This window comes from Oceanobacillus sp. FSL K6-2867 (assembly GCF_037963145.1).
Lineage (GTDB): Bacteria > Bacillota > Bacilli > Bacillales > Amphibacillaceae > Oceanobacillus.
Genome location: NZ_CP150144.1, coordinates 1,979,666 through 2,001,691 on the forward strand (window position 1 = coordinate 1,979,666; position 22,026 = coordinate 2,001,691).

The following is a 22,026-nucleotide window of genomic DNA, read 5'->3' on the forward strand; positions in this document are numbered from 1 at the left end:
ATTTTTGGAACAAATAGGTTACAGCTTCCTATCAATTTATGAAACATATTTCCTTATTTATGCCACAACTGGGTCGTTTAGTACTTTTCTCATTTGAATTGGGTGTTTAAAGTAGGATAAAAAGGCTTTTGAACACCTCTTTATATGGAAGGAAAAGCTAGAAGATACTGTTCTTCTAGCTTTTTTGCATTCTTTTGGAATTAAAATTGAATATCCTGCCCCATAAAGCGATGACTCCTTGCCCCATACTACGGATGTGCAATTCATTCATCGCTTAACCGGGTTTTATTTTCTTTATTTACGAGAGGACGATGAAGTCTCCTTTATTATTCAAACCAATTTTAACTTGTTCCCCTGCAGCAATTGTTTCTTTCAGCAACTCTTCGGAAAGAAGGTCTTCGATATTCTTCTGAATAGATCTGCGCAATGGACGTGCACCATATTCCGGATCGAACCCTTCATTGGCTATCTTTTCAATCGCTTTATCAGTCAAGGACAAATGAATGTCTTGATCCTTCAAACGACGCTGCAATTGGTCAAGCATAAGTGTCACAATATCTTTCATGTGCTTTTTCTCTAATGAATGGAATACAATCGTCTCATCAATTCGGTTTAAAAACTCAGGACGAAATGCTTTCTTTAATTCATCCATTACTTTTGACTTCATATCGCTATATTGTTTGCTTTCATCAGCAATATTAAAGCCTACATATTTATTCCGTTTCAGCTCACTCGCTCCAACATTGGATGTCATAATAATTACTGTATTGCGGAAGTCAACAAGTCTACCTTTAGAATCAGTTAGACGCCCATCTTCAAGCACTTGTAATAAAATATTAAATACCTCTGGATGTGCTTTTTCAACCTCATCTAATAGAACGACAGAATATGGTTTACGACGAACCTTCTCTGTCAGCTGACCGCCTTCTTCATAGCCAACATACCCTGGAGGTGAACCAACTAGACGGGATGTTGCATGTCTTTCCATATATTCGGACATGTCAATACGAATCATCGCATCTTCGTCAGCGAACATTACTTCTGCTAAAGCACGAGCAAGCTCTGTTTTACCAACCCCTGTTGGTCCAAGGAAAATAAAAGAGCCAATTGGTCGTTTCGGATCTTTTAAACCAGCACGTGCTCTTCGAATTGCCTTCGAAATCGCATTTACTGCCTCGCCTTGACCAATTACACGGTTATGCAAGATCTCCTCCATGTTTAACAGGCGCTCACTTTCATCTTTTGTTAATTTCGATACAGGCACTCCCGTCCAGATGGATACGACACTTGCAATATCTTCAACCGTAACCTCGGAATCGGTTTGGCCTTGCTTTTCTTTCCATTCATTTTTCGTTTTTTCCAGCTCTTCACGATAACGTTGTTCAGAGTCACGCAGAGATGCAGCCTTTTCAAATTCTTGACTTTGTACTGCAGCGTCTTTTTCTTTTCTTACCTCTTCAAGCTTCTGCTCAAGTTCTTTTAGATTTGGTGGAACCGTATAAGAGCTTAGACGTACTTTAGAACCCGCCTCGTCAATTAAATCAATCGCCTTATCTGGAAGGAAACGGTCAGTAATATAACGGTCAGAAAGTGTTGCAGCTGCTTCAATTGCTTCATCTGTGATCGTTACACGATGGTGCGCTTCATAACGATCGCGTAGTCCATGTAAAATCTGAATCGTTTCTTCCAATGTAGGTTCATCCACCTGTATTGGCTGGAATCTACGCTCCAACGCGGCATCTTTTTCAATATATTTACGATATTCATCAAGTGTTGTTGCACCAATACATTGTAATTCACCACGCGCAAGGGATGGTTTTAAAATGTTTGATGCATCAATTGCACCCTCTGCTCCACCAGCTCCAATTAATGTATGAAGTTCATCAATAAATAAAATGATATTTCCAGCTTGGCGGATTTCCTCCATTACCTTTTTTAAGCGATCTTCAAATTCACCGCGGTATTTCGTACCTGCAACAACTGTCCCCATATCTAATGTCATTACCCGCTTATCACGAAGCGTTTCAGGAACTTCATTATCAATAATTTGCTGCGCTAAACCTTCTGCTACAGCTGTTTTACCGACACCCGGCTCACCGATTAAAACAGGATTGTTTTTCGTACGGCGGCTCAGTACTTGAATAACCCGCTCGATTTCCTTTGTACGACCGATTACGGGGTCAATTTTGCCTTCTTTTGCGCTAACTGTTAAGTCTCGTGCCAAAGAATCCAATGTCGGTGTACTTGCATTTGATTGCTGTCCAGAACGTCCTTGTCTGCCAGCTTGTGATTCATTGCTTCCCAGTAGCTGCAGCACCTGCTGTCTTGCCTTATTTAGGCTTACACCAAGATTATTCAATACCCGGGCAGCAACACCTTCACCTTCTCGAATAAGACCAAGTAAAATATGCTCTGTACCCACATAAGAATGCCCAAGCTTTCTCGCTTCATCCTGCGATAACTCAACGACCTTCTTTGCTCGCGGCGTGTAGTGAATTGATTGCATTGGCTGCTTATCGACACCAATTAACTTTTCTACTTCTTCTTGTATTTTTGACACTTCTAAGCCTAAAGATTGCAATGCTTTTGCCGCAATCCCTTCGCCTTCACGCACTAGGCCTAGTAAAATATGTTCTGTGCCAATATTTTTATGGCCAAGTCTTACCGCTTCTTCTTGTGATAATGCTAATACTTTTTGTGCTCTTTCTGTAAATCGTCCAAACATCATCTGGATTTCCCTCCTAGTTTTCCAATTTTAATCGTTCGCGTATAAGCGATGCACGCAATACATCTCGTTCACCTGCATTTAAAGTTCTATTCGCATATTGTTGAAGAAAACCCGGTTGTGTAAGAACCATTAATTCATTTAAGATATTTCCTGATGTATTTTCTATAATACCTAAGTCTATGCCTAATCGCACGTCAGAAATACATTTTGCTGCTTCTTTTGATTCAATAATTCGACTATACTGCAGAACACCATAGGACCGAAAGATACGATCCTCAAGGTTTACACCAGATCGTTTCATGATATAATTTCTTGCGGTGCGTTCATGATCGATTAGCTGGTTCACAACACTCTCTAAGTCCTCTACAATATCTTTCTCGGACTTTCCAAGCGTAATTTGGTTGGAAATTTGAAAAATGTTACCGAGCGCCTCACTGCCTTCTCCATAGATCCCTCGGACAACAAGGCCCAGCTGACTGATTGCAGGAATCATCCGGTTAATTTGCTTTGTCATCGATAAGGCAGGAAGATGCATCATAACAGACGCCCGCATCCCTGTTCCTACATTTGTTGGACAACTTGTTAAATAACCTTTCGTTTCATCGTATGCATAATTTACCTTCTCTTCAATCCAATCATCAAATTGGAATGCCTCTTCCAGTGCCTTTTTTAATTGTAACCCTGGAAAATAAAGCTGAATACGAATATGGTCCTCTTCATTTATCATGACGGAAACCTGCTCATTTTGCGAAATCATAACAGCAGCATGCTCATCATGCTTCACTAAATGAGGACTAATTAAATGCTTTTCCACCAGTACACGCTTTTCTACAGGCGACAAGTCTTTAATAGATACAAATTCTAGATTTTCATAGCTTTGAAAGTTTTGATGTTCATATTCTTTCTTAAAAAAACTACGAATTTTATCCAACTTTTCATTTTCGCCAAGTATTGGGTATGTTGCATTGGCAAAGTTCCGTGCTAAACGAATTCTGCTGCTCATCACAATATCGTTATCAGGCCCTTGCTGGTACATCCAAGGGCTAAGCGCTTCTTTGATAAAATGCTCTAAGCTCAAGACTCATCACCTGCTTCCGGCTCTTTATCCCCTTTTTCCAATGCCCTTATTTTATCACGAACATTTGCAGCCTCTTCAAAAGCTTCCGCCTCAATCAACTGCTGCAACTCTTCGCGATAGTTTTTCAGCTGTTTTTTTAATTGTAAGCCACTGCCAGCACGTTTTGGAATTTTTCCAAAATGTTTCGTATTGCCAGAGTGAACCCTGCGAAATATCGGCTCTAATTTGGAAGCGAAGGATTCATAGCAATGCGCACAGCCAAACTTACCAACTTGCTTAAACTTTGCAAACGTCATTCCACAATTCGAACATTGCAGCTCTTTTACTTGGTTTATTTGATTTTCGCTCATGTTGGTCATATTAAAATTATCAAAATTAAATAAACCTGTTAGTAAATCGTGAAGCGAATAACCTTCCTCCGGATATGTGATATATCCCTTCTTCTTGGCACATGTCTCACACATACTTACCTTTGTTTCTTGCCCATTAATTACCTGTTTTACATGCAGTGTGGCTGGGCGTTCATGACATTCCTGGCATTCCAATATCTATTCCCCCTTCACCAAAATTATTTGCAAAATACTGCTTTACTCATTTGCATATTTTAGCGTTAAAAGCATTTTGGATAATATGCGAGCACGTAATTCATCTCTTAATGGAAGTTGAAAAGCTAATGTCGTACGATCAATTGCACTAAGCATAATCTTTGCCTCACGCTTTGTGATAATACCTTCCTCCAATAGACGTTCCAAAACATCAATAGACGATCGCTGAGAAACAGAACCATCAATCATCTGGATAATTTCATCAATAAGTTCAGACTTATCCTGATGCTTTATTCGCATGATACGAATATAGCCACCACCGCCCCGCTTACTCTCTACTATATACCCTTTTTCTACAGTAAAACGCGTATTAATGACATAATTTATTTGAGAAGGAACACACTGAAACTGATCTGCAATTTCACTTCGCTTAATCTCAATTGCATTCTGCCCCTTCGCCTGCAGAACCTTTTTCAGATACTGTTCAATTACATCCGAAATATTGCTCATCTGCCCTACACCTTTCTGTATGAATTATCCAGCATGTTATTCTTTTGACTTTGACTATCTTTGACTATAATCTTATTATACGTCAAAACGGAGGAGATGCAAACTACTTATATATATCTTAGACAAAATTTACAAAAACGAAACCAAAAACCTTACACAAATTATCTATGTAAGGTTTTTTGGAATTTCATTATTTATTTAATTCAGAGATACTCTTTATGCCCTGAAGCTGCGAAATCTCTTCAAAAATCTTAATAAGATGCTGCCTATCTTTCCGATTCATTTTTATATAAAATTTCCTTAAACTGCTTTCTTGTCTAATAATCTCAATATTTGTAATGGAAAAGTGGTGTTTTTCAAGTATCTCCAGCACCTTATTAATTTCAATCGTTTCATCAACCACCAATTCGATAAACATAGTAGTTCTTGATCTAGGAAATATTCTTTCAATATGATTTAGGAAAATCAGACTGATTAATATAATTAGCGTTGTGAAAATAGCAACACTATACATTCCTGCGCCTACCACAAGGCCAATTCCAGCCACAGTCCAGATAGAAGCTGCTGTAGTCAAGCCTCGGACAGTTCCACCATAAACAATAATCGTCCCGGCTCCAAGAAAACCAATCCCACTAATAACGTAGGAAGGAATACGTGCAGGATCAAAACGTATATTATCATTTACTTCATTAAATGCACTAAAGCCAAACAGGGATAATATCATCATTAAACAAGCACCCACACCAACAAGAATATGCGTGCGGAACCCAGCGGAATGATTGTTAATCTCCCGTTCAAAACCGATTAAACCAGATAATACAAGTGCAACAAGCAACCTGGTAACCATTAATAAAAAGTCTTCTCCTAATAGTTGATCTGTCCATGATTGCAATGATTATCCCCCCTTTTAAAGAGTTACTATCTATTTTTATTCTATTTCTATATAAAAATGAATCATTTTAGCATATGTTAGAACCATCCAATAAAATACCTTACTCTGGGCTCATTCCTTATTACAATGCTTTTTAAACTTTGCTAAGTATATATGAGAGATGAAAATAAAAGAAAGTTTACTGGTTTACTTACCGCAAAAAATGCAATTTTTTACTTGAATGTCGAAAATTCAATTTAACTTATAAAACATGTCAAATCATTTGGCTCTTTATCTCACTAAGTAATAATTAAGTAATCTTATGTCAAATAAGGCATTTTAAAAGGTATTTTTGTACATTTCTAAAACATGTAAGAGCTTGCCTCTGTTATATATTTCTACATGAGGTACACCAGTATTGCATACGGCAACATAATCCTCAATTTGAATATGATTATTATTTACTTTCCTAATCATATATTGATTACCCTCATATACCCCATATCGGAAATTATCTAATGCAATAAAATCATGAATTACTTTGTAGATTTCTAAATCCATTATTTCTGATTCAAGAAACTGCCTTATAATATCCATCAAACCCCTTCTTTATAAATAAACCGCTTTTATTGTCTTTCAAGTATCTGTAGAAAGATCAAAAAAACGATGCTATTGCATTTATCTATTTCAATACCATCGTTAGCTCTAAACACCATTATCTATTTTTTCTTATAGGAAGGAATCAAGTCAAGGTTATAATATACAAAAAGAGTTAAAATACAATATTTGTATTTTAACTCTTTTTCATCTGCCTGGCGGCGTCCTACTCTTGCAGGGACAAAGTCCCAACTACCATCGGCGCTGAAGAGCTTAACTTCTGTGTTCGGTATGGGAACAGGTGTGGCCTCCTCGCTATTGCTACCAGACAATCCTAAAAAATAAGGACAAGTTTTATTATATGCATTTCGAAATAGAAATGCAAGGTCTTTTTTAATTTATACCTTAAAAACTAAATAAGAGTAAACCAGACATCAAATAAAGAAGTTAGTTAAGTCCTCGATCGATTAGTATCCGTAAGCTCCACGTGTCGCCACGCTTCCACACCGAACCTATCAACCTCATCGTCTCTGAGGGATCTTACTCACTCGAAGTGATGGGAAGTCTCATCTTGAGGGGGGCTTCATGCTTAGATGCTTTCAGCACTTATCCTTTCCACACGTAGCTACCCAGCAATGCTCCTGGCGGAACAACTGGTACACCAGCGGTGTGTCCATCCCGGTCCTCTCGTACTAAGGACAGCTCCTCTCAAACTTCCAACGCCCACGACGGATAGGGACCGAACTGTCTCACGACGTTCTGAACCCAGCTCGCGTACCGCTTTAATGGGCGAACAGCCCAACCCTTGGGACCGACTACAGCCCCAGGATGCGATGAGCCGACATCGAGGTGCCAAACCTCCCCGTCGATGTGAACTCTTGGGGGAGATAAGCCTGTTATCCCCGGGGTAGCTTTTATCCGTTGAGCGATGGCCCTTCCATGCGGAACCACCGGATCACTAAGCCCGACTTTCGTCCCTGCTCGACTTGTAGGTCTCGCAGTCAAGCTCCCTTCTGCCTTTACACTCTTCGAATGATTTCCAACCATTCTGAGGGAACCTTTGGGCGCCTCCGTTACCTTTTGGGAGGCGACCGCCCCAGTCAAACTGCCCGCCTGACACTGTCTCCGAACCGGATCACGGTCCTGGGTTAGAATGTCCATACAGCCAGGGTGGTATCCCACGGATGCCTCACCGTAAGCTAGCGCTCACGAGTCCAAGGCTCCCACCTATCCTGTACAAGCTGCACAGACATTCAATATCAGGCTACAGTAAAGCTCCACGGGGTCTTTCCGTCCTGTCGCGGGTAATGCGCATCTTCACGCATAGTATAATTTCACCGGGTCTCTCGTTGAGACAGTGCCCAAGTCGTTGCACCTTTCGTGCGGGTCGGAACTTACCCGACAAGGAATTTCGCTACCTTAGGACCGTTATAGTTACGGCCGCCGTTTACTGGGGCTTCGGTTCAAAGCTTCGGGCTAAAAGCCCTAACCCTTCCCCTTAACCTTCCAGCACCGGGCAGGTGTCAGCCCCTATACTTCGCCTTTCGGCTTCGCAGAGACCTGTGTTTTTGCTAAACAGTCGCTTGGGCCTATTCACTGCGGCTCCTCCATAAAGGAGCACCCCTTCTCCCGAAGTTACGGGGTCATTTTGCCGAGTTCCTTAACGAGAGTTCTCCCGCTCACCTTAGGATTCTCTCCTCGCCTACCTGTGTCGGTTTGCGGTACGGGCACCTATGATCTAACTAGAGGCTTTTCTTGGCAGTGTGAAATCAGGAACTTCGGTACTAGAGTTTCCCTCCCCATCACAGCTTGAAATTGCCAGACGGATTTGCCTATCTGACTTTCTCACTGCTTGGGCGCACCTATCCATCAGTGCGCATTCCTTATCCTTCTGCGTCCCCCCATCGCTCAAACAATCATGAGGTGGTACAGGAATATCTACCTGTTGTCCATCGCCTACGCCTTTCGGCCTCGGCTTAGGTCCCGACTAACCCTGAGAGGACGAGCCTTCCTCAGGAAACCTTAGGCATTCGGTGAAAGAGATTCTCACTCTTTTTTCGCTACTCATACCGGCATTCTCACTTCTAAGCGCTCCACCAGTCCTCACGGTCTGACTTCACAGCACTTAGAACGCTCTCCTACCATTGTTCGTAAGAACAATCCGCAGCTTCGGTGATACGTTTAGCCCCGGTACATTTTCGGCGCAGAGTCACTCGACCAGTGAGCTATTACGCACTCTTTAAATGATGGCTGCTTCTAAGCCAACATCCTGGTTGTCTGGGCAACTCCACATCCTTTTCCACTTAACGTATACTTTGGGACCTTAGCTGGCGGTCTGGGCTGTTTCCCTTTCGACTATGAACCTTATCACCCATAGTCTGACTCCCAAGTAAAAGTAACTGGCATTCGGAGTTTGACTGAATTCGGTAACCCGGTGAGGGCCCCTAGTCCAATCAGTGCTCTACCTCCAGTACTCTATTTCTTGAGGCTAGCCCTAAAGCTATTTCGGAGAGAACCAGCTATCTCCGTGTTCGATTGGCATTTCACCCCTACCCACACCTCATCCCCGCATTTTTCAACATACGTGGGTTCGGGCCTCCAGTCAGTGTTACCTGACCTTCACCCTGGACATGGGTAGATCACACGGTTTCGGGTCTACGACCGCATACTCATTCGCCCTATTCAGACTCGCTTTCGCTGCGGCTCCGTGTCTTCCACTTAACCTTGCATACGATCGTAACTCGCCGGTCCATTCTACAAAAGGTACGCCGTTACCCATTAACGGGCTTCGACTACTTGTAGGCACACGGTTTCAGGTTCTATTTCACTCCCCTCCCGGGGTGCTTTTCACCTTTCCCTCACGGTACTGGTTCACTATCGGTCACTAGGGAGTATTTAGCCTTGGGAGATGGTCCTCCCGGATTCCGACGGAATTTCACGTGTTCCGCCGTACTCAGGATACACTCCGGAGAGAATTCTTTTTCAATTACAGGGCTCTTACCTTCTTTGGCTGACCGTTCCAGGTCGATTCGTTTAAAGAATTCCTTGGTAACTCCAATGGAATGTCCTACAACCCCAGAAAGCAAGCTTTCTGGTTTGGGCTCTTTCCGTTTCGCTCGCCGCTACTCAGGAAATCGATTTTTCTTTCTCTTCCTCCGGGTACTGAGATGTTTCAGTTCCCCGGGTCTACCTCATGCACCCTATGTATTCAGATGCATGTACTGTTCCATTACGAACAGTGGGTTCCCCCATTCGGAAATCCCCGGATCAAAGTTTACTTACAACTCCCCGAGGCATATCGGTGTTAGTCCCGTCCTTCATCGGCTCCTAGTGCCAAGGCATCCACCGTGCGCCCTTATTCACTTAACTAAGTTACAGTAAATAAGCGTACTAATTATTAGCCTTGCTTTATATTAAAAATATTGATGTCGTTGTTACTCTTATTTAGTTTTCAAGGTACAAATAGAGAGATTTGCTCTCTCAAAACTGAACCAAACAACACAGTATGTCCTTCCTACCCGAAGGTAGGGTTCCGTAATAATCCTTAGAAAGGAGGTGATCCAGCCGCACCTTCCGATACGGCTACCTTGTTACGACTTCACCCCAATCATTAGTCCCACCTTCGGCGGCTGGCTCCAAAAGGTTACCTCACCGACTTCGGGTGTTACCAACTCTCGTGGTGTGACGGGCGGTGTGTACAAGGCCCGGGAACGTATTCACCGCGGCATGCTGATCCGCGATTACTAGCGATTCCGGCTTCATGTAGGCGAGTTGCAGCCTACAATCCGAACTGAGAATGGTTTTATGGGATTGGCTTGACCTCGCGGGTTCGCTTCCCTTTGTTCCATCCATTGTAGCACGTGTGTAGCCCAGGTCATAAGGGGCATGATGATTTGACGTCATCCCCACCTTCCTCCGGTTTGTCACCGGCAGTCACCTTAGAGTGCCCAACTAAATGCTGGCAACTAAGATCAAGGGTTGCGCTCGTTGCGGGACTTAACCCAACATCTCACGACACGAGCTGACGACAACCATGCACCACCTGTCACTCTGTCCCCGAAGGGAAAGCTCTATCTCTAGAGTTGTCAGAGGATGTCAAGACCTGGTAAGGTTCTTCGCGTTGCTTCGAATTAAACCACATGCTCCACCGCTTGTGCGGGCCCCCGTCAATTCTTTTGAGTTTCAGCCTTGCGGCCGTACTCCCCAGGCGGAGTGCTTAATGCGTTAACTTCAGCACTAAGGGGCGGAAACCCCCTAACACCTAGCACTCATCGTTTACGGCGTGGACTACCAGGGTATCTAATCCTGTTCGCTACCCACGCTTTCGCTCCTCAGCGTCAGTTACAGACCAGAGAGTCGCCTTCGCCACTGGTGTTCCTCCACATCTCTACGCATTTCACCGCTACACGTGGAATTCCACTCTCCTCTTCTGTACTCAAGTCCTCCAGTTTCCAATGACCCTCCACGGTTAAGCCGTGGGCTTTCACATCAGACTTAAAAGACCGCCTGCGAGCGCTTTACGCCCAATAATTCCGGACAACGCTTGCCACCTACGTATTACCGCGGCTGCTGGCACGTAGTTAGCCGTGGCTTTCTGGTTAGGTACCGTCAAGGCTGGGTCAGTTACTACCCAACTTGTTCTTCCCTAACAACAGAGTTTTACGATCCGAAAACCTTCATCACTCACGCGGCGTTGCTCCGTCAGACTTTCGTCCATTGCGGAAGATTCCCTACTGCTGCCTCCCGTAGGAGTCTGGGCCGTGTCTCAGTCCCAGTGTGGCCGATCACCCTCTCAGGTCGGCTACGCATCGTCGCCTTGGTGAGCCGTTACCCCACCAACTAGCTAATGCGCCGCGGGCCCATCTGTAAGTGACAGCCGAAACCGTCTTTTATCTTCTCACCATGAGATGAAAAGTATTATCCGGTATTAGCTCACGTTTCCGCGAGTTATCCCGATCTTACAGGCAGGTTGCCCACGTGTTACTCACCCGTCCGCCGCTCATTCCACAAACATCACCTCAGATGAGGGTCAGTTTGCTTCCTGCGCTCGACTTGCATGTATTAGGCACGCCGCCAGCGTTCGTCCTGAGCCAAGATCAAACTCTCCAAAAAAGTTTGTAATACTTAGCTGTTGTAGAAGCTGACTTCTACTTGTTTTAAAAAGAAAAACGAGTTTCCTTTTTCTTGACATACTGGTTGTTTTGTTCAGTTTTCAAAGAGCAAATTTGTTTGTCGCGTTGTTTAGCAGCGACTTTTCTAATATAACATGTTGCTTTTTTAATGTCAACATTTTTTTAAAACTTTTTTGAGGCTAATGTTTCAACCTCTTGATTGCTCTGTCCTCCAGCGCAACGTTAATTAATTTACCACGTTTCGAAAGTGAAATCAAGAGTAAATTGCAAACTTATAGCGGCAGATTTAAAGTTCTATTATTTGTTCAATTCACGCTTCTCTTTTCGGTATATTTAAACACTCCTTTATTATATTTATAATACCCCAAACAATGGGTTATAAAACCATGTTAAGACAAGGTTGATGGAGACAAGAAAAGCGCAAGCTCCATTACAGTTCAATAAGCAGCACCCTTAGTCTATATTTACTTGCCCACCAAAAAGATTTGTCATAACGACGTACGCCTGTGCCACACTTTGGAGTAATCGGCCATCCTTTTATCTAAAGTCAATGCTCGCTTTTACCATAAGGGTATATGTTCGACTAGTCCTCATATCTTAATAGTCAGTAAATCTCCTTTATGTTGTCGTGAGGGGGGAGGGTAGATTCGGACATGGCTGTTTAGGGTAACTAAGTATACAGTCTTCAAATTTTCAAAAAAACCTTCCTGTTCGAACAGGAAGGTTTTTTTCGTATTATTTATTACGCATTTGTGGGAATAACAGCACGTCTCGGATAGACGGAGAATTTGTTAATAACATAACGAGACGGTCAATACCGATTCCAAGTCCACCAGTTGGCGGCATTCCATATTCTAGAGCTTCTAAAAAGTCTTCATCCATTAAATGCGCTTCGTCATTTCCTTCAGCTCTTTCTTTTACCTGCGCTTCAAAGCGTTCTCGCTGATCGATTGGGTCATTTAATTCACTAAATGCATTTGCGTGTTCTCTCCCAACAATAAACAATTCAAAACGGTCAGTAAAACGCTCATCTTCTTTATTCTTCTTAGCTAACGGAGAGATCTCCACTGGATGTCCATAGATAAACGTTGGTTGGATTAATGTTTCTTCAACTTTTTGTTCAAAGAATTCATTTACAACATGACCAAATGTCATCGTGTCTCTAATTTCAACTCCATGCTCTTTGGCTAACGCGCGTGCTTCCTCATCCGTCATATGCTCCCAGAAGTCTACACCGATTGTATCTTTAACCGCATCTACCATATGCAGTCTTGTCCATTTCGGCTCTAAGTCAACTTCATTATCGCCATAGGTTACTTTCGTTGAACCAAGAACATCTTTTGCAATATGTGCTATTACATTCTCGGTTAGTTCCATAATATCATTATAATCTGCGTATGCTTCATAAAGTTCGATCATCGTAAATTCAGGGTTATGTCTAGTTGAAACCCCTTCATTACGGAATACCCGTCCAATTTCATATACTTTTTCTAAACCACCAACGATAAGGCGTTTTAAGTGCAGCTCGATTGCTATACGCATATATAATTCAATATCTAAAGCATTATGATGTGTAATAAACGGACGTGCTGCCGCTCCGCCAGGAATACTATGCATCATTGGAGTTTCTACTTCTAAAAAGCCCTGTCCATTTAAGTATTCACGCATAGATTGAATAATCTTGCTTCGCAGTACAAACGTCTCTCTGCTTTCCATGTTTGTAATTAAATCCAAATAACGCTGGCGATAGCGTTGTTCAATATCTTTTAACCCGTGATATTTTTCCGGCAGCGGTCGTAATGATTTCGTTAATAAGTGGAATTCGGTAGCTTTAACAGATAACTCCCCTACGTTTGTTTTAAACATTACGCCAGTTACACCAACAATATCTCCTAAATCTGTTGTTTTGAATACCTCATATGCTTCCTCACCAATTGCATCCTTACGTACATACAACTGAATTTGTCCACTTAAATCCTGCATATGTGCAAAACCAGCTTTACCTTTTCCACGCTTTGTCATAAGACGTCCAGCAATCGTCACCGTATCCGTAATTTCCTCTAGCTCTTCTTTGGAATAGCGGTCATATTTCTCGATGAGCTCTGTTGCTAGGTGGGTTCTTGAGAATTTCTCACCAAATGGGTCAAGACCCTGCTCCCGGTAATCATTCAATTTGTCGCGCCGTACACGCATTTGTTCATTCATTTCTTCAGACATTATGATCACTCCAGTCATTAATATTAATTAGTATATCGGAAAATCCAACTTCTTTCACGTTCAGTACACTGAACTAGCAATAGGCTGTTTACGCAGAAAAACTGTCGGCAACAGACCGACAGATTTCCTGCAACATTTCAAACAGATTAAGGTAATTTACCTTCTGACTCAACCTTACTTACAAAGTTAAAAAGAATATCCTTTTATTAGAGATTGCCAAAAAGTCCGGTTAATAACACACCAATTTCTGTTCTTGTCTTACTCTTTCTTCTTAGACTCCTCATTCCCTATTGGTATCGCATGCGATGCCATGGTAATCTCATCTTTGGCTACAGACAATTTCTTGGCAATCAGCTCTAAAAATTCGTCTGACGGCTGTTTGGTACCTCGTTCTATATTACCTATTTGTGCAATTGAAACATCCAGTTCCTTCGCAAAATCGATTTGTGTATATCCTTTTAGCTTACGAAAAGCTTTTATTCTTCTACCGACCCTTTTTGCGTCCATTTCCTTACATCCTTTATGTCTGTTTCAGGAAGATCAAGAACCATTTCCGCAATAGACTTTTCCCAAATAGGCAAGATTAGCTGTGGTGCAATCTCCTGTAACGGAATAAGTACAAATGCACGCTCGCGCATTCTCGGGTGCGGGATTATTAATCGTTCTACATTACTATTTTCTTGATTAAATGTCAAAATGTCAAGGTCTATTGTCCGTGGTCCAAAACGGATACCCCGTTTGCGTCCTAACTGCTGTTCCACTGACTGACAGTATTCCAAAAGCGACATAGAGGATAAAGGAGTATCTACTTCAATGACCATATTTAAAAAATCAGCTTGTTCCAAGTAGCCAACAGGAGCTGTCTCGTAAATTGACGACCGTTGGACAATAGTAACCCTCCCCATTGCTTCCAGTAATTCTAAAGCCTCTGTAAGATACGCTTCTCTAGGTTCAATATTTGTCCCTAATGATAAATATGCTTGATTCATATGGATCGCTCCCTATAAATTTCTACCGCAACAGATGTATAATGTCCTGGAATCGGCGGATCTGGCTTGGTCACTGTTACTTTGCATGCCGCAAGAAGGTCAAATGCTGCTAATAGCTTTTCTGCAATTCCTTCAGCAACAGCCTCAATCAATTTTTTCACTTGTCCTTCTACAAATTCCTGAACGAGTTGATAGACATGTCCATAATCAATGGAATCATACATGTTATCCGTATGGCCCGGTTTTTTTAAGTCTAGATAGAGCTCCAAATCAACATTAAATCGCTGTCCGAGCTTATTTTCCTCTGGCAATAGTCCATGATAACCGTAAAATTGCATTTGGTTCAGTATAATTTTATCCAATGAAAGATCCTCCTTCAGCAAGCATCGCATCCATCATTTGCGCAGCTTCTCGATTTCGTTTTACATTATGGACACGAACCATTTGTGCACCTTTCGTAATTCCCAGACAAGTTGTCGCAACTGTTCCATTATCACGTTCTTCAGCAGGGATATCCAGAACGCTTCCAATAAATCGTTTCCGTGAAGTTGCCAACAATAGAGGGTAACCCATTTTTGTTAATTCCTCAAGGTTATTCATCACAACAAAATTATCCTTCATTGATTTCGCAAAACCAATCCCCGGATCTAAAATGATCTTTTCTTCTGGAACACCAGCATCAAGTGCTATTTGGATACTTTCTTCAAGATCCTCCTTCATATCGTCCATAATTGAATGGTAATTCTCATCGGTGCGGTTATGCATCAATATAATAGGAACACCATATTCTGCGGCAACCTTTGCAATTTCCGGATCATGTTTTGCCCCCCAAATGTCATTAATAATATCCGCTCCTGCTTCAACAGCCTTTCTTGCTACTTCCGCTTTAAATGTATCGATAGAAATTGCAGCAGTAACATTTTTCTTCAAAGCTTTGATAGCTGGTACAACACGATCAATCTCTTCTTTAGCTGATACAGGTATATGACCTGGACGTGTTGATTCCCCACCGATATCTATCATATCTGCTCCTTGCTGCTCCATAAGCATGGCTTGTTCAACAGCCTTCTCGATTGTTGTGTATTTTCCGCCATCAGAAAATGAGTCTGGTGTGACATTTAAGATTCCCATGATATGTGTGCGTTTCGATAAATCAAATGTCCGGTTTGCTGTTTGTAAAATCATTTTATCTGTGTCCCGCCTTCATAAGTTTCTTTGTATTCTATATCGTATCAATTTTTTACCAAGAAAAAAAGGACTAGCACCGAGGATGCCAATCCTTTTCTTCTATATTCCCTTATTCATTATCCTCGAATCGGTATAAAGGTGTAGACAAATATCTTTCTCCATTATCCGGCAAGATAGCAAGAACCTTTTTCCCTTTCCCTAGTTCTTTGGCAACCTTTAATGCAGCAGCAACTGCAGCACCTGAAGATACACCACCTAAAATACCATTCGTTGTTGCTACTTGACGAGCAGCTTCATATGCTTCATCGTTTTCGATTGTTAATACTTTTTCATAAATATCTGTATCTAACACTTTTGGCACGAAGCCTGCACCAATTCCTTGAATTTTGTGAGGTGCCGGTGACCCGCCGGACAAAACAGGAGAAGCGGATGGTTCAACTGCATACAATTTAATACCTTCAAAATGTTTCTTCAATACTTTTCCTGCTCCTGTAATGGTACCACCTGTACCAATTCCGGATATAAAGGCATCAAGACCATCCTTCATCTGTTCTGCAATTTCTTTACCTGTCGTTAGCTCGTGGATTTCTGGGTTGGCAGGATTGCTGAATTGTTGTGGCATAAAGTAACCATGCTCATTTTTTAATTCCTCAGCTTTAGCAATAGCACCTTTCATTCCGTCTGCACCTGGAGTTAATACCAGATCAGCACCATATGCACGCAGTAAATTTCGACGTTCCTGACTCATTGTATCTGGCATTACTAAAACTGCTCGATAACCTTTTGCAGCAGCAACCATTGCAAGCCCAATACCTGTATTACCACTTGTAGGCTCAATAATAGTGGCGCCTGCTTGCAGCAAGCCTTCTTTTTCAGCCGCTTCCACCATAGCAATTGCGATACGATCTTTTACAGAGCTCCCAGGGTTCATAAATTCCAGCTTTACATACACATCTGCACTGTCAGTATCGGTTAAATTATTCAATTTTACGATTGGTGTCCCACCAATTAAACCTGTAATGTCCTCAGCTACTTTCATGATAAGCCCTCCTAATTCCAAGTGATTTTATATGAATTAATATAAATGTATGTCTATTTCTAGGAAATGTCAACTAATATCTTCCTAAAATGAAGGCAGATAAGATACTTTTTTCCTATCTGCCAAAGACTATTATTTCTGCACTACTCACCATAAATCCATTCAATATCCAGCTGCTCCCATAATGGATCTGCAGTCAAAGATTGATCCATCTCCTGAAGAGCCAATTCACTCTCCATATAAGGTTTTATTTCATCATACGTAAACTCGATAGATGGCAATTTGCGGTGCAAGTAAATGATAGCTACACCATTATCTGCTGCGAATGGCTTACTATAGGAATGCTCATCCATTTCAGAAGCTAGCTCCTCATAACTGCTCGGGAGAAACTGACTGGAAGTATAGATATAGCCTAAATAGCCACCAGTATCCTTCGTTTCATCATCTTGAGAGTATTCCTCGGCAAGCAAATCAAATGATGCTCCCTGCTCTAGCTCATCGTAAACCTTTTCCGCAGTTTCCATGTTATCTACTAGAATATGAGAAAGCTGCAGGGATGCGGTAAAGTTATATTGTTTTCCATAGCTGTCGTAAAAGCTTTTAAGCTCTTCCTCTGGTATTGATGCATCTGCAGCGAGAAGTTGTTGCAGCTTATAACGGTAAATGACCTCTTCACGCAAACGTTCTTCTTCTTTTGCAGCCTCATCTTCTGTCATAACACCTTGCATCGTTATTAAAAATGCAACGTCTCGATCAATCAGCTTCTCATTTATTTTAATTCCTTCCGCTTCCGCCAATTCATTTACCACAGTACGATCAACCATTTGCTTTAATTGTTTTTTACCGTAAGCTGATCTCAACGCTTTTATCCATTGCTGGTAGCTAATTTCTTCATTGCCAATCGATGCAACTGCCTCTTTACTTGATATCGTCCGGTCATCATCATCGAGAACAACCGATTCTTTATTGTTTAAAATTAACAAGGAAGCAACATTTGTAATTAGCAGTACAACAACAATACCTAATAACAGCTTTTTTGACATAGCAAATATACTTCCTTTCTTACTGTTTCAACTCTTCCAGTTCTGCCTCTGTAAAAATATAGGTTTCATTACAGAAATGACAGCTAGCTTCAGCACCACGATCTTCATCAATCATGTTTTGTATCTCTTCATTTCCCAATCCAATAATTGCATTTGCTAACCGCTCTTTCGAACATTTACAGCGGAACTCAATCGGCATGGTTTCAAGAATTTTTACTTCATTGTCAAATAAACGCTGTAATATCTGCTCTGGTGTATTGCCTTCCTCAATTAGTTTAGAAATTGGCGGAATGGACTCGATTTGCTCTTCTAATCTTGTAATAACAGTCTCATCTGCACCCGGCATCACTTGTACAATAAAACCACCAGCAGCAAGAATCGTATGATCAGGGTTAACCAGTACACCAGCGCCCACAGCAGAAGGGACCTGTTCAGATGTAGCAAAATAATAGGTGAAATCTTCACTGATCTCACCAGATACAATTGGCACTTCGCCTGTAAAGTAATCTTTCAAGCCTAAATCTTTAATAACGCTAAGGCTTCCTTCTGTCCCAACCGCTCGGGCAACATCCAGTTTCCCTTTATCATTTAATTCAAAGTCCACATGCGGGTTACTAACATATCCACGCACGTGACCTTTGGCATTTGCATCAGCAATAATTGCACCAATCGGGCCATTTCCCTGTACTTTTGTGGTGTTTGAATCTTCTCCCTTTAACATTGCACCCATTATTGCAGTAATGGTAATCGTACGACCAAGCGCTGCTGAAGCAGTTGCCCACGTGTCCTGCCTTCTTCTTGCTTCTTCAACCGTTTCTGTTGATCGTATTGCGAATGCGCGAACTTTGTCATCAAATGCAGTTGCTTTTACTAGATAGTCTTTCATGAAGTTATATTCTCCTTTTCATTATCATTTAATCTCTGATAGATCAGATACAGACCTTTTAATGTCAGCTGTGAATCGACTTTGTCGATTGTAGTCGCTCCGTTTGCAATTAGCTTAGCTAACCCGCCAGTTGCAATAACCTTTGGTTCTACATTTTTCTCTTGCTTTATTCGGTTTACAAGACCGTCAACTTCTCCCACATAACCATAAAAAACTCCAGATGTCATTGCTTCTACAGTAGATGTTCCGACAACTTGATCTGGAGCTTGAATTTCGATTTTTGGTAGCTTAGAGGCTTTATTGTACAATGCCTCCATCGAAATTTTAATTCCCGGGGTAATAATTCCGCCACTATATTCTTCTTGCTCATTAATATAGCAATAGGTTGTTGCAGTCCCAAAATCAATAATAATTAGTGGTGCGCCATACTCTTCTATTGCCCCTACTGCGTTGACAATACGATCAGCACCAAGTTCTTTTGGATTAGGATAGTTCATCTTTAAATATGTTTGCGTTTCTTCTTTTCCAATAACGACTGGATCCATATGAAAATACGCTTTGCTCATTTCCTCTAACGAAGACATAATTTGCGGAACAACAGAAGATATGATGACACCATTTATATCTGAAAAAGCGATACCTTTATAGTCAAATAATGATTTTATTAACATACCAAATTCGTCAGCTGTCTTATAGCGGTCTGTTTTTATCCGCCATTCATGTTTTAACTGATCTTTTTCAAAGACACCAAGCACTGTATTTGTATTTCCAACGTCAAGAACAAATAGCATGTGTCACCAAACCTTCCTATCTTTTCTATTTTTTAAATATAACATACTTCAGAAACCAGAACAAAAGCGCAAGCACCCGGGTAGCGACGTACGGACTGGACTGTGCCTTAGGAGATAAAGGAAACACGGCGACCGTAGGAAGTCGATGTTGACTTATTGTACGGAGGTGAGGGAAGTCTCGCTAGTCGCTGGGTGCTGGAGCTAGACGTGAACAAAAGCGCAAGCAAAGACGGAATGCCCCACAGTGCTGAACAGTTATTGCCTCCAAGCCAAAATAAAAGCAGCCATTCGTTAGGTTGGCTGCTTTTATAGTAAATTATTTTTTATCTGTTTCATTTTCATCCGATTTACGGTCACCCATTATCGGATCATTGATATAACTCTTATCTTCCGATTTTTCTTTTGCTTCTTCATAAGATAAGTTCTCTTCATCATCTTTTGACTGAATGTTTACTTTAACATCCTCTGCATCCGGTTCAGGGAGCTTGCCATCTTCAAACAGAGATTTGATTTGTTTCGCATCCAATGTTTCTACTTCTAGCAATGTTTGTGCTACAAGCTCCAGCTTATCGCGATTTTCGGTAAGGATCTTCTTCGCACGATCGTAACAGTAGTTGATGAAGTTTTGCATTTCCTTATCGATATCATGAGCAATTGCATCACTATACGTTTGTTCATTTTGGATATCGCGACCAAGGAATACATTGCCGCCTCCGCCACTGCTAAACTGAATTGGTCCGATTTTATCACTCATACCATATTCCGTTATCATCTTATGTGCAATATTTGTTGCACGCTGGAAGTCGTTTGATGCTCCTGTACTTACTTCACCGAAGATAATCTCCTCTGCAACACGTCCACCTAGTAATCCAGTGATTTTATCAAACAGTTCTGGTTTTGTCATAAAGTAACGGTCTTCTCTTGGCAGCATAACGGCGTATCCACCTGCTTGACCACGAGGTACAATGGTTACTTTATGCACGACATCTGCATCATCTAACACCATACCAATAATCGTGTGCCCACTTTCATGATATGCAACAATGTCTCTTTCCTTTTTGGAAATAACTCTGCTTTTCTTTGCAGGACCTGCAATAACACGGTCAATTGCTTCGTCAATATCTAATTGGTTTACCGATTTACGGTTATCTCTTGCAGCAATAAGTGCCGCTTCATTTAGCAAGTTCTCTAAATCAGCTCCAGAGAAACCTGGAGTTCGCATTGCAATTGTTTTTAAATCAACAGTATCGTCTAACGGTTTATTTCTCGCATGAACATGCAATACCGCTTCACGTCCTTTAACATCTGGACGGTCTACCATAATTTGTCTGTCGAAACGACCCGGGCGCAATAATGCCGGGTCTAGAATATCTGCACGGTTTGTTGCGGCAATGATAATGATTCCCTCATTCGCACCAAATCCATCCATCTCAACAAGCAATTGGTTCAATGTTTGCTCACGCTCATCATGACCACCGCCAAGACCAGCTCCACGTTGACGGCCTACCGCGTCAATCTCATCAATAAAGATAATACATGGGGCATTTTTCTTTGCGTTTTCAAATAAGTCACGTACTCGGGAAGCACCGACACCGACAAACATCTCAACGAAATCCGAACCACTGATGGAGAAGAAAGGTGTACCAGCTTCACCGGCAACAGCGCGAGCAAGTAATGTTTTACCAGTACCTGGAGGTCCTACAAGCAGAACCCCTTTTGGAATACGCGCTCCAACTGCTGAGAATTTACGAGGATCCTTCAGGAATTCTACAACCTCAACCAATTCCTGTTTCTCTTCATCAGCACCTGCAACATCTTTAAAACGAACTTTTTTCTTATCTTCAGTATACATCTTCGCTTTACTCTTACCAAAGTTCATGACACGGCCTCCGCCGCCTCCGCCTTGCGCTTGACTAAGGATAAATAAGAAGAAAAGTCCAATTAATAAGAACGGAACGATTCCCGTCAAGAAGGTTAGCCATGGACTTGGCTGCTCCTCTTCGGCAACCTTGAGGATGCTCTGCTGTGTTGCAACATCTGTTATCGAAGAAATAATTTCCGTATTATCAGGAACCTGAGCGATAAATGTAGTCTCACCATCAGTCAATGTCCCAGTAAAACGAATAATTCCATGTGACGGCTGGAATGTTAACTCTTCAATCTCACCATTATTTAAAGCATCTACAAATTGCTGTACATTATATTCTTCACTATCTTCACCTTGTCCGTTGAATACACCGATTACGCCAATAATGACGAAGAAAATCAGCATCCAAAACAGGACATTACGAAATATCTGACTCATTGCCAACCTCCTCCCAAGCGGGGAAAAACTATAGTTCATCGTATCATATGGAAAAGTTTAAATACAACTGAAATAACTTTAAAATCGGGATTTATTTTTTCTCTTTA

The 22,026-nt window shown here is 41.7% G+C and carries 16 protein-coding genes and 3 rRNA genes; all 19 read right to left on the reverse strand.

Features of this window, described 5'->3' with window-relative positions:
• Positions 1 to 298: 298 nt before the first annotated feature.
• Positions 299 to 2,728, reverse strand: coding sequence for an ATP-dependent protease ATP-binding subunit ClpC (gene clpC / locus NSQ77_RS09860; RefSeq protein WP_339230688.1), 2,430 nt, complete (start codon positions 2,726 to 2,728; stop codon positions 299 to 301).
• Positions 2,729 to 2,741: 13 nt separating this feature from the next.
• A complete protein-coding gene (locus NSQ77_RS09865; RefSeq protein ID WP_339230689.1) occupies positions 2,742 to 3,806 on the reverse strand; it encodes a protein arginine kinase in 1,065 nt (354 codons plus the stop codon).
• Positions 3,803 to 4,351: a UvrB/UvrC motif-containing protein gene (locus NSQ77_RS09870; protein WP_339230691.1), complete on the reverse strand. Its 549-nt coding sequence runs from the start codon at positions 4,349 to 4,351 to the stop codon at positions 3,803 to 3,805. Before NSQ77_RS09870 ends, NSQ77_RS09865 begins: the two co-directional genes overlap by 4 nt.
• A 42-nt stretch (positions 4,352 to 4,393) precedes the next feature.
• Positions 4,394 to 4,861, reverse strand: a complete 468-nt coding sequence (locus NSQ77_RS09875) for a CtsR family transcriptional regulator (RefSeq protein ID WP_339230693.1) — start codon at positions 4,859 to 4,861, stop codon at positions 4,394 to 4,396.
• A gap of 190 nt (positions 4,862 to 5,051) precedes the next feature.
• On the reverse strand, positions 5,052 to 5,708 hold the full coding sequence (locus tag NSQ77_RS09880; RefSeq protein ID WP_339230981.1) for an MgtC/SapB family protein: 657 nt from the start codon (positions 5,706 to 5,708) through the stop codon (positions 5,052 to 5,054).
• Positions 5,709 to 6,071: 363 nt separating this feature from the next.
• On the reverse strand, positions 6,072 to 6,329 hold the full coding sequence (locus tag NSQ77_RS09885) for a hypothetical protein (RefSeq protein WP_339230694.1): 258 nt from the start codon (positions 6,327 to 6,329) through the stop codon (positions 6,072 to 6,074).
• Positions 6,330 to 6,542: 213 nt separating this feature from the next.
• Positions 6,543 to 6,658, reverse strand: a 5S ribosomal RNA gene (gene rrf / locus NSQ77_RS09890).
• A 118-nt stretch (positions 6,659 to 6,776) separates the two neighbouring features.
• Positions 6,777 to 9,698 (reverse strand): 23S ribosomal RNA (locus tag NSQ77_RS09895).
• 179 nt (positions 9,699 to 9,877) lie between these two features.
• A 16S ribosomal RNA gene (locus tag NSQ77_RS09900) occupies positions 9,878 to 11,441 on the reverse strand.
• The 16S, 23S and 5S rRNA genes sit together here, the layout of an rRNA operon.
• A gap of 755 nt (positions 11,442 to 12,196) precedes the next feature.
• A complete protein-coding gene (gene lysS / locus NSQ77_RS09905; protein WP_339230695.1) occupies positions 12,197 to 13,678 on the reverse strand; it encodes a lysine--tRNA ligase in 1,482 nt (493 codons plus the stop codon).
• Between the two features lie 258 nt (positions 13,679 to 13,936).
• Positions 13,937 to 14,185, reverse strand: a complete 249-nt coding sequence (locus NSQ77_RS09910) for a helix-turn-helix transcriptional regulator (protein ID WP_339230697.1) — start codon at positions 14,183 to 14,185, stop codon at positions 13,937 to 13,939.
• Entirely contained in the window at positions 14,155 to 14,667 is a 513-nt protein-coding gene (folK, locus tag NSQ77_RS09915) for a 2-amino-4-hydroxy-6-hydroxymethyldihydropteridine diphosphokinase (protein ID WP_339230699.1), read from the reverse strand. The genes NSQ77_RS09910 and folK overlap by 31 nt, the downstream gene beginning before the upstream one ends.
• The gene (folB, locus tag NSQ77_RS09920; RefSeq protein ID WP_339230700.1) at positions 14,664 to 15,029 is read right to left on the reverse strand and encodes a dihydroneopterin aldolase; all 366 of its coding nucleotides are present in this window, start codon (positions 15,027 to 15,029) and stop codon (positions 14,664 to 14,666) included. The genes folK and folB overlap by 4 nt, the downstream gene beginning before the upstream one ends.
• Positions 15,022 to 15,852, reverse strand: a complete 831-nt coding sequence (gene folP / locus NSQ77_RS09925; RefSeq protein WP_339230701.1) for a dihydropteroate synthase — start codon at positions 15,850 to 15,852, stop codon at positions 15,022 to 15,024. Before folP ends, folB begins: the two co-directional genes overlap by 8 nt.
• 112 nt (positions 15,853 to 15,964) lie before the next feature.
• Positions 15,965 to 16,894, reverse strand: a complete 930-nt coding sequence (cysK, locus tag NSQ77_RS09930; RefSeq protein WP_339230703.1) for a cysteine synthase A — start codon at positions 16,892 to 16,894, stop codon at positions 15,965 to 15,967.
• 143 nt (positions 16,895 to 17,037) lie between these two features.
• Positions 17,038 to 17,937, reverse strand: coding sequence for a peptidylprolyl isomerase (locus tag NSQ77_RS09935; RefSeq protein WP_339230704.1), 900 nt, complete (start codon positions 17,935 to 17,937; stop codon positions 17,038 to 17,040).
• A 19-nt stretch (positions 17,938 to 17,956) separates the two neighbouring features.
• The gene (gene hslO / locus NSQ77_RS09940) at positions 17,957 to 18,823 is read right to left on the reverse strand and encodes an Hsp33 family molecular chaperone HslO (RefSeq protein WP_339230706.1); all 867 of its coding nucleotides are present in this window, start codon (positions 18,821 to 18,823) and stop codon (positions 17,957 to 17,959) included.
• Positions 18,820 to 19,614, reverse strand: a complete 795-nt coding sequence (locus NSQ77_RS09945; RefSeq protein WP_339230707.1) for a type III pantothenate kinase — start codon at positions 19,612 to 19,614, stop codon at positions 18,820 to 18,822. Before NSQ77_RS09945 ends, hslO begins: the two co-directional genes overlap by 4 nt.
• A gap of 316 nt (positions 19,615 to 19,930) precedes the next feature.
• A complete protein-coding gene (ftsH, locus tag NSQ77_RS09950) occupies positions 19,931 to 21,919 on the reverse strand; it encodes an ATP-dependent zinc metalloprotease FtsH (RefSeq protein ID WP_339230708.1) in 1,989 nt (662 codons plus the stop codon).
• Positions 21,920 to 22,026: the final 107 nt, after the last annotated feature.

Bases quoted from the DNA above. Each gene is read 5' to 3' on its own strand.
- NSQ77_RS09880 (WP_339230981.1), bottom strand. From the start codon at position 5,708: ATGGTTACCAGGTTGCTTGTTGCACTTGTATTATCTGGTTTAATCGGT.
- clpC (WP_339230688.1), bottom strand. From the start codon at position 2,728: ATGATGTTTGGACGATTTACAGAAAGAGCACAAAAAGTATTAGCATTA.
- NSQ77_RS09885 (WP_339230694.1), bottom strand. From the start codon at position 6,329: ATGGATATTATAAGGCAGTTTCTTGAATCAGAAATAATGGATTTAGAA.
- NSQ77_RS09935 (WP_339230704.1), bottom strand. From the start codon at position 17,937: ATGTCAAAAAAGCTGTTATTAGGTATTGTTGTTGTACTGCTAATTACA.
- NSQ77_RS09945 (WP_339230707.1), bottom strand. From the start codon at position 19,614: ATGCTATTTGTTCTTGACGTTGGAAATACAAATACAGTGCTTGGTGTC.
- cysK (WP_339230703.1), bottom strand. From the start codon at position 16,894: ATGAAAGTAGCTGAGGACATTACAGGTTTAATTGGTGGGACACCAATC.
- ftsH (WP_339230708.1), bottom strand. From the start codon at position 21,919: ATGAGTCAGATATTTCGTAATGTCCTGTTTTGGATGCTGATTTTCTTC.
- NSQ77_RS09875 (WP_339230693.1), bottom strand. From the start codon at position 4,861: ATGAGCAATATTTCGGATGTAATTGAACAGTATCTGAAAAAGGTTCTG.
- lysS (WP_339230695.1), bottom strand. From the start codon at position 13,678: ATGTCTGAAGAAATGAATGAACAAATGCGTGTACGGCGCGACAAATTG.
- folK (WP_339230699.1), bottom strand. From the start codon at position 14,667: ATGAATCAAGCATATTTATCATTAGGGACAAATATTGAACCTAGAGAA.
- hslO (WP_339230706.1), bottom strand. From the start codon at position 18,823: ATGAAAGACTATCTAGTAAAAGCAACTGCATTTGATGACAAAGTTCGC.
- NSQ77_RS09910 (WP_339230697.1), bottom strand. From the start codon at position 14,185: ATGGACGCAAAAAGGGTCGGTAGAAGAATAAAAGCTTTTCGTAAGCTA.
- folP (WP_339230701.1), bottom strand. From the start codon at position 15,852: ATGATTTTACAAACAGCAAACCGGACATTTGATTTATCGAAACGCACA.